We start from the raw sequence: 15,773 nt of genomic DNA on the forward strand, positions 1-15,773 counted from the left end.
GCAACACTTAGGGCGTCGCGGCCTTGCGTTCGGCCTTGGTCAACACACGCGGCTCCACCAGCGGCGCACCGTCTTGAAACAGAGGATTGTCCTTCACCTGCCCGCGCATCAGCGCCCCAAAATGCCGCGCCAAAACGTTGAAGCCCGCCTTGTTAAACCCGTAGTCCTTGAGGGGCTCGGTGCCAAACGGCGCGTCTTTGGTGTGCACCACAGCAATCACCTTGCCGATGGTCTTTTCAATCGCGTCAACCCGCATCGCAGGCACCGACACGCCGACAAAGGCCAATTTGGTGCCGCCCAGCGTGTTGAACACCGGCGTATCACAACAACTCGCATACCACCGCATCAAGCCTTTAGGTGACAGGCGCAGACAGGCCAGATGCTCCTGGCCTTTGACGAGTTCCAGATTGGCGGGAATGGTCTGATAAATGTCCGACCCATTGCGTGGCATCAACGTGTCTTCCGCACCCAGCGCTATTGCGCCCGCCTGACAATCTTTACAGTAACACTGCACATGTGAGCCCGTTTTCGGGCTCACATTCTTTAGCTTTGCACCAAACTGCCCACAGCGGCAGCTGATCGCGATATCACCCATCAAAGCCCTTTTGCACGGTAGCTGGACGCCACCTTGTCAATCGACACGAGGTAGGCCGCTGTGCGCAAATCCTCTACATCGGCACGGTCGTGCCACACATCTCGCATAGATTGATACGCAATGCGCATGGTATCATCAAGACCAGAGCGCACGAGCTCCAGCTCTCCGGCACCGCGCAGGTACTTCTGTTTGAAACTGTCAGTCAGACTGTACTGGGTGCCCAGCGCGGCGCTGATCTTCTCTAGTTCATCCACCACCAACTGGTGACGGCTTTCTTCCTGACGCCGCTGCATCCGTCCAAAGCGGATGTGGCTGAGGTTTTTGACCCACTCGAAGTAGGACACGGTCACACCGCCGGCGTTGGCATACATATCCGGAATGATCACAGTGCCTTTCTTGCGCAGGATCTCATCTGCACCAGCCGTGACAGGACCGTTTGCAGCCTCAATGATCAACGGTGCCTGAATGCGCGCGGCGTTCTCCATGTTGATCACCCCTTCCAGCGCCGCTGGAATGAGGATGTCACAGGCTTCTTCCAGTATCTTGCCGCCTTCGCGGGTATAGGTCGCATCCGGATAACCAGACACACCACCGTGTTTGGCCAGCCACTGCTGCACCGCGTCGACATCGATGCCATCCTCATTGAAGAGCGCTCCATCACGTTCGATGATGCCAACAACCTTACAGCCGTCTTCATCCGACAAGAACTTTGCAGCGTGGTAGCCCACGTTTCCCAAACCCTGCACAATCACACGTTTGCCATCCAGCGTGCCATCAAGGCCCGCCTTCTCCACATCGCGCGCGTCGCGGAAGAACTCCTGCAGCGCATATTGCACGCCACGCCCGGTCGCTTCGACACGTCCAGAGATACCACCGGAGTTCAGCGGCTTGCCGGTCACACACGCGCGCGCGTTGATATCCGTGGTGTTCATGCGGGCATATTGGTCCGCAATCCAGGCCATCTCACGCTCGCCGGTGCCCATGTCAGGCGCAGGCACGTTCTGGGACGGGTGGATCAGGTCACGCTTGGCAAGTTCATAGGCAAACCGACGGGTGATGCGCTCCAGCTCATGTTCATCATATTTGCGTGGATCAATGCAAAGGCCGCCTTTAGAGCCGCCAAACGGCGCTTCCACCAGCGCACATTTGTAGGTCATCAGTGCCGCCAGCGCCTCGACCTCGTTTTGGTTCACACTTGGGGCAAAGCGGATACCACCTTTCACAGGCTCCATGTGTTCTGAGTGAACCGAGCGATAACCGGTAAAGGTCTGGATCTGGCCGCGCAAACGAACACCAAAACGCACGGTGTAAGTCGCATTACACACCCGGATCTTCTCCTCCAATCCCGGGGGCAAGTCCATCAGCGCCACCGCGCGATTGAACATCAGGTCAACACTTTCCCGAAAACTCGGTTCCTTAATAGCGCTCATCAACTTTCCTCCAGACAAGCAACACACTGCGACTCACTGCCACACTTACCGACTTAAGTATGAGTAAGGTCATAACGCCACCAAAGATAACAGATGAAAATGCGCAACACTCTGAGTTGCTGTCGTTGCCGCTACGGAAACAGAAGCCCCCCTACGCGCCAAACTGTCTCCAACCGACTGCAATAATTGACAAAAATCTTAATCTTTGCCTAACGAACTGCCAGCTTTTGCCCCAATTACGCCCCAATCCATTGAAATAAGATTTGCGACGCAGACCGTCTGGAGGCGGGGAGTCCCATGACGGGTGCGTCGCAGAGAGGTATGTAAAATGAAACAGTTTCAGGCACCGCACCGGCCACCTGTAACGCCGCGGCCAAAAGCACTTTGGCGGCTCGGCGCGCACCGTTTCCGCAAGGAAGAAGACGGTGTCATGGTTGGCTTCAGCGTTTTTCTTATTATTATGATGATCACGATCGGCGGCATCGGCGCTGATATCATGCTCGCGGAAATGCGCCGCACACAGCTCCAGCATACTTTGGACCGCGCCATTTTGGCTGCCGCAGATCTTGACCAGACCCGCCCAGCACAAGACGTTGTTGAAGACTACTTTGACAAAGCGGGGGTCGCTCATACGCTTAACGAGGTGACTGTATCACAATCGATCAATCACCGGACTGTAAGTGCAACTGCAGAAATTGAGTCCAATCTGGTCTACAGCACAATTGGACGTGACTTCAAAACCCTGATCCCCTCAACCCCTGCCCCAACGATGGACACGGATTATGATGGCGAACCAGATCACATTGCAGGTGGCTATACCACCGCGGAAGTGACGGCTCTAGAAAACAGCCTGCCTGAAAGAACCAGTGTGACCATCGGCGCCAGCGGCACCGCCGAAGAGCGTATTGGCAACATCGAAATTTCATTGGTTCTCGACGTTTCCGGTTCGATGAACAACAACAGCCGCTTGAGCAATCTGAAAGTGGCTGCCAAAGAGTTTGTCCAAACCATGGATGACACCACGGAAGACGACACCATGTCGATTTCCATTGTGCCTTACGCGGCGCAGGTCGCCACACCGGACGAGTTGATGAACGCTCTGACGACCAACGGTGAAAACCCGCTGGCCAACTGTCTGAACTTCCATGCAGCGGACTACAACGAAGCCTTCATCGATCCCTATCGCGAGTACGACCAAACCCTGCACGCCACCTGGAGCAGCAGCAGCTATGACCGCCGCCCCAGCAATGGCCATGTTGACGTGAACGCTTACACGGATTGTCGCGCCGAGAGCTCTCGCGAGCTGACGCTCATTCAAAACGACACGGACGCGTTGAAGACCTACATTGACAACATGTTCGGCAGCGGCAACACCTCGATCGACACCGGCATGAAATGGGGCACCGCCCTTCTTGACCCTGCCTTCCAACCGGTTGTGTCCAGCATGATCGACAGCACTGCCAGCGACAGCGGTTCAATTTCCAATGTTTTTGAGGGACGCCCTTACGACTACGGCAGCAATGAGTCCCTCAAAATCGTAGTTCTGATGTCGGATGGCCAAAACACCCGTCAACACTATGTGAACGACAACTACCGCTTGGGCAACTCCAACGTCTGGTACAACGAGCAGGAAGATTTCTATTCCCTGTATCTCGGCCAGGACGAAGGAGACGACGACAACGACGGTATCACGGATGAGCCAATTTACTTCTGGCCAGATGATGGTGTGTTCCGCAATCACGCCTACGGTGAAGGCACTTATGAGGTGACCGAAAAAGTCAACAGCGACATTTGTAAGTCCTATCGCAAGAACGGCACCTGTAAACGCTATAAGAAAATCAAGAAGACCATCACCGTAAGCGAGCCTGGCGAAGCCGAAGTGATTTCTTATGCCGATCTTTGGGCGCGGACCACGCCAAAATACGTGGCCGATGTGCTCTACGCTCCACTGATGGGCCAAGATGCTGCGCGCAGCGCCTGGTACTATCCGGTCATTGACGATGTTGGCTATGGCACCAAAGACGCCCGCACCCGCAGTGTCTGTGAAGCCGCCAAAGACAACGGCATCATCGTTTACACCATCGGCTTTGAGGCGCCAAACGCCGCACGCGTGGTGCTGCAGGACTGCGCGAGCTCTGACAGCCACTACTTCGATGTGCAGGGGCTCGAAATCCGCGACGCCTTCGCTGCCATTGCAACTTCCATCCGTCAGCTGAGGTTGATCCAATGATCCATTCGGTTCTCAAAAAAGCCCGCGCGATACTCCGCAAGGAAGACGGTGCAGTCACGGTCGACTTTGTCATCATGGTGCCGTTCTATCTCGGTGTGTTTCTTGCCTCGGCGGAACTTGGCTTGATGTCACTCCGTTACGCCTACCTGGAAAGGTCCCTGGACGTGGCTGTGCGTGACATCCGTCTCTCCACCGGAAATGTTCCGTCACATGACGATCTCGTCCAACAGATTTGTGATGAGGCCAGCGTTATTCCTGACTGTACAAACAATCTGTCCCTTCAGATGTTCCAACGCGACCCACGCAATTGGGAAGCGGTCCCCGCAGCCAGCACATGTGGCTCTTTGCACGAGGATGACGCGGACGTTGACCCCGTGGTGCGGTTTGACGATGGCGCGGCCAATGAGCTGATGTATCTACGCGCCTGTGCTTCCGTTCGGGCCATTTTCCCAGGTGCATTGTTTGTGCCAGTTGCGGTTCGTAACAGCGAAGGGGAATACGCCCTGGTTGTCGAAAACACCTTTGTTCAGGAGCCTCGTTGATCCATGTCGATATTTAACCCACGCCAAGCTCTTGCGACGTTTCGTAAAGATTCCACTGGCTCCGTCGCTGTGGAAACTGCGCTGATCTTCCCAACCTTGCTGTTTGCTCTGTTCGTCATGATGAACATTTTTGACGCCTATCGCGCCAAATCGACAACCGAGAAGGCGGCCTTTGCTGTGTCCGATATGCTGTCTCGTGAAACGATGGCCGTAGATGCAAACTACATCGACGGCGCGCATGCGGTCCTGGAGCAAATGTCCACGGTGCGCAGCGGTCACGACCTGACTGTGAGCCATGTTTACTGGAGCGAACAAAGTAACGGGTCTGGAGAGCTTGTTTTGGCTTGGTCTCACAGCAATGACGGCGGCAGCGGCATCACCGCATCCGAGTTTGAGGCGATGAAGGACAAGTTGCCCGTACTGGTGCACGGAGAAAGCTTGATTGTTGTTGAAACATCGGCCCAGTACTCCCCGCCAATCCTGACAGGATGGAATGGCACGCACGTTGACGCGCCCGTCTTGGATGGGAACGGCGACCCTGTTTTGGATCAAAATGGTGATGCAATGACCGAGCGCGTTCTCTCCCCAGACGCAAATCCGCTGAACATGGAAATCAGCACCTTTGTGTTCACCCGCCCCCGCTTTGCGCCGCAATTGGCCTGGAGCAACAGCTAAGACCGGGGCGTTGCTGCAAGGCGGAGCCTTTACCCCTCGGTTTGGCCCCGTTCCACCAGCAGCGCCTCAATGATCTGGGCCATGGATTTGGCTTCAGACCCGGGCGTGACGCCGCCAATGCCCACCCGACGGCCAAACGCCCACCAAAGCCCCGGTTGCCATCTGCGCGACCGGGGCTTTTTGAGATGCACGGTAAAGCCATTGGATGGCTTGAGGTCAAACATACCACGCCGAATGGCGGCAATATCGTCCAGCGTGGCAATCTCTTCGCCGGAGGTGCTGCGCATACCGTCGCGCGTCAGCTCGATACTGTGCTCGGTGGCCCGCCGCGTCGCCTCGGCCAACCACAGCGTCAAACCGCCAATGACCAGCAAGAACAGCCGCCAATGCCATGCCGGCGTCGTGGTCAGCGCGATGTAGATCAACACGCCCCCCAGCAAGAACAGCGTTGCCATGCCAAACAGGCGGCGCATGGGGGAAGCGGTGATGGTGGCCAGAACCTCTGGGAGGTCCGAAGTGTCTTGCGTGGTCATGTCTGTCCTGACGGAGTTAATACGGCATCGGATGCGCGCGATGCGCGGCGCTGATGTCTTTAAGCACTTCTGCGCTGAGCCGCAAATCGGCCCCCGCCAAAATTCGTTCTAGCTGATCCACCGTGGTGGCGCCAAAGATCGACGAACACATAAACGGCCGCTGCACCGTGAAGGCCATCGCCATATGCACCGAGTCCAATCCGTGTTTGTCGGCAATATCCAGATAGGCCTGCACCGCATCAAATACCCGAAGGCTCACCCGCCCGCCAAGATCGCCATTGATCGCCTTTCGCGACCCGTCCGGCGTCACGCCATTCTGATACTTGCCGGTCAACAGACCAGTGGCCAGCGGCGAAAACGCCAGGATGCCAACATCCTCATTGACGCAAAGTTCTGCCAAATCGGTATCCGCCATCCGGCACAACAGGGAATATTCATTCTGGATCGAGGCCACCCGTGGACCGCCTTTAACCTCAGACATCCGCACCCACTGTGCTGTGCCCCATGTGCTTTCGTTGGACAGGCCAAAGGCCCGAATGCGCCCCTTATCAACCTCTTTCTGCAACACCTCCAGCGCCTCTTCCATATGCGCCAGCGTGTCCGCCTTGTTTTGCCCTGATGGATCGAAATCCCAGTTTTGCCGGAACATGTAAGATCCGCGGTTGGGCCAGTGGAACTGATAGAGATCGATGTATTCGGTCTGTAAGCGCTTGAGAGACCCTTCAATCGCTTCGGGAATGGTCTTGGCCGAAATCAGCGCCCCGTCCCGCACATGCGCCAACCCTGCACCGGAATGTTTCGTCGCCAGCACCATGTCTTCACGCCGCCCGGTTTTGGCAAACCAGGTGCCGATGATTTCTTCGGTACGCCCCTGGGTTTCCGGGCTGATCGGATTCACCGGATACATCTCCGCCGCATCGACAAAATTGATGCCCGCGTCCAGCGACATATCAATCTGCTGATGCGCCTCCGCCTCACCTGTTTGCGTGCCAAAAGTCATGGTGCCGAGGCAAAACTCGGACACCTCGATGCCGGTGCGGCCCAAAGGGTTCATTTTCATGGAAGCTCATCCTGTCGCAAATCATTGCGCCTAACTTAGGGACTGTGGCGTTGATCGCAAGCGGATCACGGGGGCCAGCCCCCGCTTGGCTGCGCCAAGTCTCCCCCGGGATATTTTTGGAAGGAGAAGACTTGGATCAGCGCGCGCCTCGCGCGTGGAAGATAAATCCCAGAGTGTTGAGCAAAAGCTGCGCCGCCAAAATGGCGGTGGAGCCTGTGGGATCATAGTCCGGCGCCACTTCGACAAGGTCGATGCCCACCACCGCGTGTCGCTTGGCCAGCGCCTGCATCATCTCTAACACGTCGTAATACAGGAACCCGCCATGGCTTGGCGTTCCCGTGCCCGGCGCTATCGACGGGCAAAACGCGTCAATATCTACTGTCACATAAACCCGCGCGCCCTCCGGAATGCGGTTGACCAGCGCTTCTGCCCCCAGCTTGCGCGCCTGCCGCACGCTGAGGATATCGCTGCCCATCGCCCGGGCATCTTCATAGCCTTCTTTGGCGGTCGAACTGACGTTGCGAATGCCCACCTGCGTCAGACCGGTGACATAGTCCTTCTCCGCCGCCCGTCGCATCGGGTTGCCATGACCAAAGCGCACCCCATGGCGCTCATCGACAAAATCCAGATGCGCGTCGATCTGCAAAATGTGGATTGGCCCCTGATCGTCAAACGCGTTGATGCAGGGGATGTTGATCGAATGATCCCCACCAATGGTGACCGGCAATGCCCCCGCCTTCAGCATCGCCCGCACCCCGGCCTCGATATTGGCGTGGCTTTTGAGCGTGTCGGTATGCACGATGTCGGCATCCCCAATATCCACAATCCGCACCTCGCCGGGCAGATAGGTGGCGACATCCTCATGGTCATAGGCCCCGGCATGGCCAAAGCTGAATAGCGTTGAGGCTTCGCGCACCGCCCGTGGCCCAAACCGCGCCCCGCTGCGCCATTGTGTGCCAAAATCAAACGGCGCGCCCATCACCGCCACATCGGCCTCAATCGCCGCCCAATCCGGCTGATACGGCCGCTTGCCAAAGGTCGAAATCCCCACAAACGGCAAATCCAGCCGCCCGCCCTCATAGCCATGTCCTGCCATCATCATCTCCCTGTTTGCTGCGACGGTGACGGATTTTTGCCCCGCCGTAAAGCATTCCCGATATTGAGAACAAAAGAGGAACGTGCTAATCTACCCCCATGGCCACACATCTCCTCAAACGCGCGCCCTCCCGCCCAGCAGATGCCCTTACCCCCTTGCCCGAGGTGGCCCTAACTCTGGCCCGCCTGCATGAAGCCTGCGGCCCGGCGCGCTACAGCTTTGCGCTGTGGCTGGCGCATCAGGCCAAAGGCCCGCTGTTCTGGATTGCCCCGGATTGGGGCGCGGCCCCGCTCAACCCCGCCGGCATGGCGCCCTTCCTCAACCCCGGCAGCGTGACCTTTGTCAGCCCGCGCCGCCCCGAAGAGGTGCTCTGGACCATGGAGGAGGTTCTGCGCGCCGGAACCGTGCCCTTGGTGGTGGCCGACCTGCCCGGCCCGCCCGCGCTCACCCCGGTACGCCGTCTGCACCTCGCCGCCGAAACCGGCGCCAAGGCCAGTGGCATGGCACCTTTGGGGCTTATCCTGACCCCCGGAGACGGCGGCGCACAGGGCATCGAAAGCCGCTGGCACATGGCACCGGATCACCGCGGTGACAGCGACACCTGGTCCCTCACCCGCCTGCGCGCCCGCAGCGCCCCGCCGCAAAGCTGGCAGCTCAGCGGCCTGCCCGATACCCCCAAACTGAGCCTACGGGACAGTGATGCCGAGATAGCCTGACGCCGCACGCATGACACGCGCCTGCAAGGCATCCGTGTCCGTTTCCCCCCGCAGCAAAGCACCATCAATCATACCGCGACACAGCGCTAGCAAATCCAAAGCCGCTACCTCCACATTCGCCATACCGTGACGTCGCAACACCCGTCGCAACACATCCAAAATTGCAGCCGTCAGCGCTGCGCCCTCTTCCGACAAAGGCACCAAAGCCGCTGCACGGTCCAAGGCTTGCGACAACTGCGGCCAGCCTTTCTGATGCGCAATGGTGGCCGCCACCAACGCCGCCAAAGCCCCGCGCAGATCACTGTCTCGATGCGCCACCTCCGCAGCCTGCAACCCGTTCAACAACCGCGTCCGCTTGGCCCGCACCATCTCAGAAACGATCGCCTCCTTGTTGGGGAAATACTGATACAGCGAGCCCACGGATACCCCCGCCCGCTCCGCCACCGCATTGGTATTGAAGCCTTCAAAACCCTGCGCCACCAAAATGTGAGCCGAGGCCTGCAAAATCGCATCCACAGTGGCCTGCGCCCGCGCCTGACGCGGCTTTTTGCGTGGATTTGCAGTCGGTTGCAGGGAAACCTTCATCGTCATAGCAAAGCGAGTCCAAAATACGAGTAATAACTCACATATTGACGGAAACATATAACAACACAAGGCTTTAGCATGCCCTACTTCGCTCACCACAGCATCCTGATCACTGGCGCCACAGGTGGCATCGGCCGCGCCTTAACCCACGCCCTCACCGAAGCTGGTGCCTTGGTTGTTGCCACCGGTCGCAGCACAGAGGCGCTTGAGCGCCTAACAGGGGCACCCTCTGACACGTTGAAGAAAATTCCGGCAGATCTGTCACATGCCGACGGGCGTGAGGCCTTACTGGCGCAGATCCAAAGCTACCATATCTCCGGCATCATCCACGCGGCTGGCGTCCAATTTTCCCAAAACATTCCGGAAGGCCTCGCCAAACATCCTCGTCAATCCGAGTTGGAACTTGCGCTTAATCTGCAAGCGCCTGTGCATCTCACAAGCGCTCTACTGCCCACTCTGGCACAGCACCCCAAACCCTTTGTTTCCGCCATCACTTCGTCGCTAGCTCTGGCGCCAAAGCGCGACGCACCCACATACTGCGCCACCAAAGCGGGATTGCGTCACTACTTGCGAGCTCTGCGCTATCAATGCGCCGATGCCATCCCGCAGCTGCTGGTGAACGAAGTCCTACCCGCGCTGGTGGACACCCCCATGACCGCGGGACGTGGCACAGGCAAAGACAGCCCGGAAAAAGTTGCCACACAAATCCTACGTGGACTGGTGGATCAAAAGACGGAAACCTGGATCGGCAAAGCTCGCTTGCTGCGCGGCATCAACCGGGTCAGCCCAGCTTTGGCGGCACGCATTTTGCGATAGCCACGCGCAAAAACGACACGCACAAGTCGAATTCCCACTAGTCATCACGCCGCAAACCGCCATGCTGCCCCCATGCGCATGATCATCACTTTCTCGGCCCTATTCCTCTCGGTCATACTCTTACAACTCAGCTCCGGGGGCGTGGGGCCATTGGATGCGCTCTCCGGCATCGCACTGAACTTCACCACAGAGCAGATCGGCCTGTTGGGCTCAGCACATTTTCTAGGCTTCTTCATTGGCTGTTGGTGGTCACCACGTCTGATGGGAAGCGTCGGTCACTCCCGCGCCTTTGCCACCTTCACCGCCATGGGCGCGATTGGGTTACTTGGCCACTTCATCATCGTCGACCCCTATGCCTGGGCGCTGATGCGAGTGGCCTCCGGTCTCTGCGTGGCGGGCTGTTTCACTGTGGTCGAAGCCTGGCTGCAATCCAAAGTGACCAACGAAACCCGTGGCCGCGCCATGGGTACCTATCGCGTGGTCGACATGATCGCCTCCCTCGGTGCCCAGTTGGTGATCAGCGTTTTGGAACCGGCGTCCTATGTGTCTTACAACCTGCTCGCCCTACTGTGCTGCGCAGCTCTTTTGCCGATCACTCTGACCACATCCCCGCAACCCAAAACGCCAAACGCTCCGCGCTTGCGCCCCAGCTTGGCTTACGCGCGCTCACCGTTGGCGGTTGCTGGCGTGATTGTCGCGGCCCTTAGCTCCGCCTCCTTCCGCATGGTGGGACCGGTCTATGGCACCGAAGTCGGGCTTCAGGTTGGTCAAATTGCGTGGTTCCTTGCCGCCTTTGTGCTCGGCGGAGCCATCGCGCAATATCCGGTTGGTTGGCTCGCCGACAAATTCGACCGCCGTTGGGTACTGATCTGGCTCTCCGCCGCCGCCGTGGTGTCTTGCGGCACAACCGTCGCCATGGGCGCTGGCAGCACCACAATGATCATGCTCAATGCGGCCTTCTTTGGCTTTACGTCTTTCCCGATCTACTCGGTCTCCGCCGCCCACGCCAATGACTTTGCCACATCTGAAGAACGCGTTGAACTCTCCGCCGCACTCATGTTCTTCTTTGCGGTCGGCGCCATCGGCACGCCGCTGTTTGCCTCCGGCCTGATCGAACGGTTTGGCCCGCCCGCGCTTTTCATCATGATTGCAGTTGGCCACGCGCTTCTGATTGTGTTTGGCCTGACCCGCATGTTGGCGCGACCAACGGCAGAACACCGCACCCGATACGTCTATGCCCCGCGCACCTCTTTCACGGTGGGGCGCATCACAAAACGTCAGCGTGAGAAGCCCAATCGCACAGAGGAAACGCCTCCAAACGAGGGCAAATAGCCGCCAGATTTGCACCTCCGCGATACAGTGGTGATACAGACGCGATACCGACGTGGAAATTCGCCTGTGGAACTGGCCTACTCTTTGGGCTAATGGGGTTTGAAACAGTTAAGGGACACCCACATGGCGCGCCATCTGATCACCTCGGCCTTGCCGTATATCAACGGCATCAAACACCTCGGCAATCTCGTTGGCAGCCAGCTGCCCGCCGATCTGTTCGCCCGCTATATGCGCGCACGCGGCCACGAAGTTCTGTTCCTCTGCGCCACCGATGAACACGGCACGCCCGCTGAGTTGGCCGCCGCAAAAGCGGGTAAAGATGTTGCCGATTACTGCGCTGAAATGCACGCTGTGCAGTCGGAAATTGCCGAAGGCTTCCGCCTGTCGTTTGACCACTACGGCCGCTCATCCAGCCCGGAAAACCACGCACTGACTCAACACTTCGCCGGCCGCTTAGCCGACATGGGCCTGATCCGTGAAGTGTCTGAAAAGATGGTATATTCCAACGCCGATGGCCGTTTTCTCCCGGACCGCTACATCGAAGGCACCTGCCCCAACTGCGGTTTTGAAAGTGCGCGCGGCGATCAGTGTGACAACTGCACCAAACAGCTCGATCCCACCGATCTGATCAACCCCTATTCCACCATCTCTGGCTCCACCGATCTGGAAGAGCGTGAGACCAAACACCTGTTCCTGTGCCAGTCGCAAATGCGCGACAAATTGCAGGCCTGGATCGACAGCAAGACCGATTGGCCCGTGCTGACCACCTCGATCGCCAACAAATGGCTAAACGACGGCGACGGCCTGCAAGACCGCGGCATCACCCGCGATCTGGACTGGGGTGTGCCTGTTAAGAAAGGCGGCGAAGACTGGCCCGGCATGGAAGGCAAAGTCTTCTACGTCTGGTTTGACGCCCCCATCGAATACATCGCCTGCGCCCAAGAATGGGTAGCGGCTGACAAGGGCGCAGACTGGGAGCGCTGGTGGCGCACTGACAAAGGTGCCGACGACGTGACCTACACCCAGTTTATGGGCAAAGATAACGTCCCATTCCACACACTGTCCTTCCCGGCCACAATCCTCGGTTCTGAAGAACCCTGGAAAGCGGTGGATTACATCAAATCTTTCAACTACTTGAACTATGATGGCGGCCAATTTTCCACCTCACGTGGCCGAGGCGTCTTTATGGACCAGGCACTTGAAATCCTGCCGTCCGACTACTGGCGCTGGTGGCTCCTGAGCCATGCCCCGGAAAGCTCCGACAGCGAGTTCACCTGGGAAAACTTCCAGCAATCTGTGAACAAAGACCTCGCCGACGTGCTTGGCAACTTTGTCAGCCGTGTCACAAAGTTCTGCCGCTCCAAATTTGGCGCAGAGGTGCCAACTGGTGGCGAGCTGGGCGAAACCGAACAGGCGCTGATTGCTGAGCTGACCACCCGCATGCGCGCCTACGAAGAGCACATGACCGCCATGGAAGTCCGCAAATCGGCACAGGAGTTGCGTGCAATCTGGGTGGCTGGCAACGAATACCTGCAGTCCGCAGCGCCATGGTCCACCTTCAAGGAAGACCCGGAGAATGCCGCTGCGCAAATCCGCCTCGCTCTCAATCTGATCCGGATTTACGCTGTGATTTCAGCGCCTTTCATCCCGGATGCCTCTGCGACCCTGATGGCAGCTATGCAGTCTGACGACACGAATTGGCCGGACGACGTGGCTGCCGCGCTGGAAACGCTACAACCGGGTCACGCTTTCACGGTGCCGGATGTCACCTTCCGCAAGATAAGCGACGATGAACGCGAAGAGTGGCAAGAGAAATTCGCAGGCAAACGCGAGAGCTAAACCCCAAAAAGCGCGGTCAATCGGCCGCGCCGTTTTCTTTCAATCTCGGCCCCAAAACCACCACCCTGACAAAGGTCAAGGTCGAAACCCTCGACTCACGCTATCTCATTGGTCAAGATGAAGACGTGCACCAAGCATTGCACTTAGAGGAGATCGATCCATGGAAGCCATCCTGAACGTATTCTGGAGCATTATTGAAGCGCTCCCTCCAGTTGTATCCGCGTCCCTACTGATGTTGGGCATCAGCGTCTTTGTCGCGCTCATCCTGGGGTTCATTGTGGCCAGCATTGCTTCCGGCAGAGAAACCCGGACCTAACCAACCAAAAATTCCATCAAACTATCAGATAGTTACTGGTACCCGCGGCCGGACTCGAACCGGCACGGCCATAATCGGCCTAGAGATTTTAAGTCTCGACATTAGCCTTTGATTTCAATGGGGGTGTAAGTTAAACACAGCCGATCTTCCGCATAGGCAGTCAAATTTGACTAACACTGCCCGAAAAGAGGGATCGACTGTGCGTGCACGAGACTGGCCTTTTGAAACCGTAGAAATCAAATGCGAACACTGCGGGCGCTTTGGCCGTTACAGCAGCCCAGTCCGGACCTCTCGATTTGAGATGATCAGTTCCTGGACCTTCTTGCCGCCCGACTTGGCGATCGTGTAGTTCAACCGCACTTCATCGATGTGGAAACCATCAAACCACTCCCGGATCTCGGGTGTGTCATTGATGGACATCACAAATGCGCCTTTGATCTCGCGAAGCTGCTCCGCCATAGCCTGGAAGTCTTCGCGGGCGAACATGTCCTTGCCGTAGTCAGCCTCCCCACCGAAATAGGGCGGATCCAGATAGAACAGCGAGCCGGGCGTATCGTACCGCCCAATAACGCCCGCCCAGTCCAGGCTATCAAACACCACGCCCTCGAGGCACTCGTGTGCCGCTTCAAAGATAGGTTCCAGCCGAGACAGAGAAAACCGTGGCGCATGCTCCGGCGCCACCCCAAAGACGCCCTTTATCTGCGGCGCACCGTTGAACGTGCTCAAGCGCAAATCGGAACTGGCCCGAAGTTAGGGTAACTCGTGTATTTTCGGGGGAGAGATAGGCGCTAGAAGGCCTGGTGAATAACCAGACTGTCTCGCTGGCTAGCGAAGCAATCGATACATCCAAAGATTGTGACTAACTGGTTTGATAACTATGCTGTTGAGAAACCACGGCAAGCCAAGGTCTTTTAAGTGTTGAGTGCAATTTATAACTTCGGACAGGAAGCCATCCTGCTAGTCGGCAAAATATGGGACGGGATGCTTGCATCTCCAAAGGAATATCAAACGCTAGTTGGTGGGACATTGGCCCTAACGGGCGTTCTTCTAACAATCGCATTTAGCGGTAGACGCGTGACCCGGCAGCTAAAACATGCAACTGAGTTGAACGACAAAAACGCTGAACGTGAGCTTACTGAACGTCGCCAGTCAATACGCGACGCAATGTTCGCCGAAGTGCTCTCAATTCAAGACTTCCTTCGAGATGAACTCCATCAAGCGAGGCTATTTCTGAACCCAAACTGGACGGTAGTGGATGAAACAGAGACCTCCAATGCGACTGCATCGCCACCAGAAATGGACGAAGAGGCTGTGGGCAAAACAGAGTACCCTTTCGCAATGCCTGATAGAGATACAGTTTATCAAGGATTAGTGGGACAGATTTCGTACCTTAAACAAGACGAAGTTCGGCAAATTATCTCCATCTACAATCAGTATTACAAATTTCGGAGCTGGATCTTCGAAAACGATTGCTCTGATGCACGCAGGGAAGACTTCGCCAAAATTCCGCCGGAACTGGTAAAGGAACTAATTGAAGAGATTCAGAACACGCTCGGAAGTATCGATTTGATCTTTGCACACATGAACTGACATGCCAGAGATGGATTCCGGCCAGGTGCAAGATCCCGCATTTCCCAAGTAACTGCGTGATTTAGCTTCGCATTATCGCATTTTCATTTTATATTTCAGCACGTTAATTCGTTCTGGAGGGTTTGAAAATGGCACACCCAATGGGTGCGGGTTCTGAGAGCGATTTTCGGCTGAATTTTGACGCGCGCGTACGGCTGGAATTCCACGGCTCCAAGATCAGTTCGGATGGCGGTCTGCTGCTCTACCGGGAGCTTGATGACGCCCTTGGCCTTTTCGACAAAACGGTTCGATTTCTTAGGGATACCCGCAAAGGTAAGAATGGTGTCCATACCCTGAGTGGCGCGCTGTTTGGGCAAATCATCACCGCCATCCGCAACATCAAGCCACCACCGAGGCCTGCTTGACGGCTCAATCAAAG

16 protein-coding genes, 1 tRNA gene and 1 pseudogene are annotated in these 15,773 nt (G+C 57.1%); 10 read left to right on the top strand and 8 right to left on the bottom strand.

Annotated elements, in window-relative coordinates; genetic code table 11:
• Window positions 1–7: 7 nt before the first annotated feature.
• Together SIB38_RS16575 and SIB38_RS16580 are read right to left on the bottom strand one after the other, a co-directional pair.
• The gene (locus tag SIB38_RS16575) at window positions 8–595 is read right to left on the bottom strand and encodes a DUF6151 family protein (protein WP_294114152.1); all 588 of its coding nucleotides are present in this window, start codon (window positions 593–595) and stop codon (window positions 8–10) included.
• Window positions 595–2,025, bottom strand: coding sequence for a Glu/Leu/Phe/Val family dehydrogenase (locus tag SIB38_RS16580; protein WP_294114150.1), 1,431 nt, complete (start codon window positions 2,023–2,025; stop codon window positions 595–597). Before SIB38_RS16580 ends, SIB38_RS16575 begins: the two co-directional genes overlap by 1 nt.
• A gap of 328 nt (window positions 2,026–2,353) precedes the next feature.
• On the opposite strand from SIB38_RS16580, the gene SIB38_RS16585 reads away from it, so the two are divergent.
• Genes SIB38_RS16585 through SIB38_RS16595 form a run of 3 tightly spaced genes read left to right on the top strand, consistent with a single transcriptional unit; the run spans window position 2,354 to window position 5,472 of the window.
• On the top strand, window positions 2,354–4,255 hold the full coding sequence (locus tag SIB38_RS16585) for a pilus assembly protein TadG-related protein (RefSeq protein WP_294114148.1): 1,902 nt from the start codon (window positions 2,354–2,356) through the stop codon (window positions 4,253–4,255).
• Complete coding sequence (locus SIB38_RS16590) at window positions 4,252–4,797, top strand: TadE/TadG family type IV pilus assembly protein (RefSeq protein ID WP_294114146.1); 546 nt, start codon at window positions 4,252–4,254, stop codon at window positions 4,795–4,797. Before SIB38_RS16585 ends, SIB38_RS16590 begins: the two co-directional genes overlap by 4 nt.
• Before the next feature lie 3 nt (window positions 4,798–4,800).
• Entirely contained in the window at window positions 4,801–5,472 is a 672-nt protein-coding gene (locus SIB38_RS16595) for a TadE/TadG family type IV pilus assembly protein (RefSeq protein ID WP_412550641.1), read from the top strand.
• Window positions 5,473–5,501: 29 nt separating this feature from the next.
• Here the strand turns inward: SIB38_RS16595 and SIB38_RS16600 are convergent, their stop codons facing one another.
• The 3 genes from SIB38_RS16600 to speB all read right to left on the bottom strand — a co-directional run bounded on the left by SIB38_RS16600 (window position 5,502) and on the right by speB (window position 8,161).
• Window positions 5,502–6,005 carry a hypothetical protein gene (locus SIB38_RS16600; RefSeq protein ID WP_294114144.1) on the bottom strand — a complete coding sequence of 168 codons (504 nt, stop codon included), beginning with the start codon at window positions 6,003–6,005 and terminating at the stop codon, window positions 5,502–5,504.
• A gap of 16 nt (window positions 6,006–6,021) precedes the next feature.
• Window positions 6,022–7,065, bottom strand: a complete 1,044-nt coding sequence (locus SIB38_RS16605) for an aldo/keto reductase (protein ID WP_294114143.1) — start codon at window positions 7,063–7,065, stop codon at window positions 6,022–6,024.
• A 136-nt stretch (window positions 7,066–7,201) separates the two neighbouring features.
• The gene (speB, locus tag SIB38_RS16610; RefSeq protein WP_412550642.1) at window positions 7,202–8,161 is read right to left on the bottom strand and encodes an agmatinase; all 960 of its coding nucleotides are present in this window, start codon (window positions 8,159–8,161) and stop codon (window positions 7,202–7,204) included.
• 98 nt (window positions 8,162–8,259) lie between these two features.
• Here speB and SIB38_RS16615 point away from each other — a divergent pair, with 98 nt between their 5' ends.
• The gene (locus SIB38_RS16615) at window positions 8,260–8,877 is read left to right on the top strand and encodes an ImuA family protein (RefSeq protein WP_294114139.1); all 618 of its coding nucleotides are present in this window, start codon (window positions 8,260–8,262) and stop codon (window positions 8,875–8,877) included.
• On the opposite strand, the gene SIB38_RS16620 is transcribed toward SIB38_RS16615, so the two are convergent.
• The gene (locus SIB38_RS16620; protein WP_294114137.1) at window positions 8,848–9,468 is read right to left on the bottom strand and encodes a TetR/AcrR family transcriptional regulator; all 621 of its coding nucleotides are present in this window, start codon (window positions 9,466–9,468) and stop codon (window positions 8,848–8,850) included. The genes SIB38_RS16615 and SIB38_RS16620 overlap by 30 nt on opposite strands.
• A 72-nt stretch (window positions 9,469–9,540) precedes the next feature.
• Here SIB38_RS16620 and SIB38_RS16625 point away from each other — a divergent pair, with 72 nt between their 5' ends.
• The 4 genes from SIB38_RS16625 (at window position 9,541) to SIB38_RS16640 (ending at window position 13,765) form a co-directional block, all read left to right on the top strand.
• A complete protein-coding gene (locus SIB38_RS16625; RefSeq protein WP_294114134.1) occupies window positions 9,541–10,278 on the top strand; it encodes an SDR family NAD(P)-dependent oxidoreductase in 738 nt (245 codons plus the stop codon).
• Window positions 10,279–10,350: 72 nt separating this feature from the next.
• Window positions 10,351–11,610, top strand: a complete 1,260-nt coding sequence (locus SIB38_RS16630; RefSeq protein ID WP_294114132.1) for an MFS transporter — start codon at window positions 10,351–10,353, stop codon at window positions 11,608–11,610.
• 123 nt (window positions 11,611–11,733) lie between these two features.
• Entirely contained in the window at window positions 11,734–13,449 is a 1,716-nt protein-coding gene (gene metG, locus SIB38_RS16635; RefSeq protein WP_294114131.1) for a methionine--tRNA ligase, read from the top strand.
• Between the two features lie 160 nt (window positions 13,450–13,609).
• A complete protein-coding gene (locus SIB38_RS16640) occupies window positions 13,610–13,765 on the top strand; it encodes a hypothetical protein (protein WP_294114128.1) in 156 nt (51 codons plus the stop codon).
• Window positions 13,766–13,801: 36 nt separating this feature from the next.
• Here the strand turns inward: SIB38_RS16640 and SIB38_RS16645 are convergent.
• Window positions 13,802–13,890: transfer RNA gene (locus SIB38_RS16645), tRNA-OTHER, on the bottom strand.
• A gap of 142 nt (window positions 13,891–14,032) precedes the next feature.
• Window positions 14,033–14,491 carry a DNA adenine methylase gene (locus tag SIB38_RS16650; RefSeq protein WP_412550643.1) on the bottom strand — a complete coding sequence of 153 codons (459 nt, stop codon included), beginning with the start codon at window positions 14,489–14,491 and terminating at the stop codon, window positions 14,033–14,035.
• 192 nt (window positions 14,492–14,683) lie between these two features.
• Here SIB38_RS16650 and SIB38_RS16655 point away from each other — a divergent pair, with 192 nt between their 5' ends.
• Together SIB38_RS16655 and SIB38_RS16660 are read left to right on the top strand one after the other, a co-directional pair.
• Window positions 14,684–15,355: a hypothetical protein gene (locus tag SIB38_RS16655; protein ID WP_412550644.1), complete on the top strand. Its 672-nt coding sequence runs from the start codon at window positions 14,684–14,686 to the stop codon at window positions 15,353–15,355.
• Window positions 15,356–15,483: 128 nt separating this feature from the next.
• Window positions 15,484–15,717, top strand: a pseudogene (locus SIB38_RS16660) (transposase); the annotation flags it as partial.
• Between the last annotated feature and the right edge of the window lie 56 nt (window positions 15,718–15,773).

It is taken from the genome of Shimia sp. MIT910701 (assembly GCF_047126315.1).
Classification (GTDB): domain Bacteria; phylum Pseudomonadota; class Alphaproteobacteria; order Rhodobacterales; family Rhodobacteraceae; genus Shimia.

Excerpts from the sequence above, each read along its gene's own strand:
- SIB38_RS16625 (WP_294114134.1), top strand. The coding sequence starts at position 9,541 with ATGCCCTACTTCGCTCACCACAGCATCCTGATCACTGGCGCCACAGGT.
- SIB38_RS16630 (WP_294114132.1), top strand. The coding sequence starts at position 10,351 with ATGCGCATGATCATCACTTTCTCGGCCCTATTCCTCTCGGTCATACTC.
- SIB38_RS16620 (WP_294114137.1), bottom strand. The coding sequence starts at position 9,468 with ATGACGATGAAGGTTTCCCTGCAACCGACTGCAAATCCACGCAAAAAG.
- SIB38_RS16605 (WP_294114143.1), bottom strand. The coding sequence starts at position 7,065 with ATGAAAATGAACCCTTTGGGCCGCACCGGCATCGAGGTGTCCGAGTTT.
- metG (WP_294114131.1), top strand. The coding sequence starts at position 11,734 with ATGGCGCGCCATCTGATCACCTCGGCCTTGCCGTATATCAACGGCATC.
- SIB38_RS16575 (WP_294114152.1), bottom strand. The coding sequence starts at position 595 with ATGGGTGATATCGCGATCAGCTGCCGCTGTGGGCAGTTTGGTGCAAAG.
- SIB38_RS16590 (WP_294114146.1), top strand. The coding sequence starts at position 4,252 with ATGATCCATTCGGTTCTCAAAAAAGCCCGCGCGATACTCCGCAAGGAA.
- SIB38_RS16580 (WP_294114150.1), bottom strand. The coding sequence starts at position 2,025 with ATGAGCGCTATTAAGGAACCGAGTTTTCGGGAAAGTGTTGACCTGATG.
- SIB38_RS16615 (WP_294114139.1), top strand. The coding sequence starts at position 8,260 with ATGGCCACACATCTCCTCAAACGCGCGCCCTCCCGCCCAGCAGATGCC.
- SIB38_RS16595 (WP_412550641.1), top strand. The coding sequence starts at position 4,801 with ATGTCGATATTTAACCCACGCCAAGCTCTTGCGACGTTTCGTAAAGAT.
- SIB38_RS16640 (WP_294114128.1), top strand. The coding sequence starts at position 13,610 with ATGGAAGCCATCCTGAACGTATTCTGGAGCATTATTGAAGCGCTCCCT.
- speB (WP_412550642.1), bottom strand. The coding sequence starts at position 8,161 with ATGGCAGGACATGGCTATGAGGGCGGGCGGCTGGATTTGCCGTTTGTG.
- SIB38_RS16585 (WP_294114148.1), top strand. The coding sequence starts at position 2,354 with ATGAAACAGTTTCAGGCACCGCACCGGCCACCTGTAACGCCGCGGCCA.
- SIB38_RS16600 (WP_294114144.1), bottom strand. The coding sequence starts at position 6,005 with ATGACCACGCAAGACACTTCGGACCTCCCAGAGGTTCTGGCCACCATC.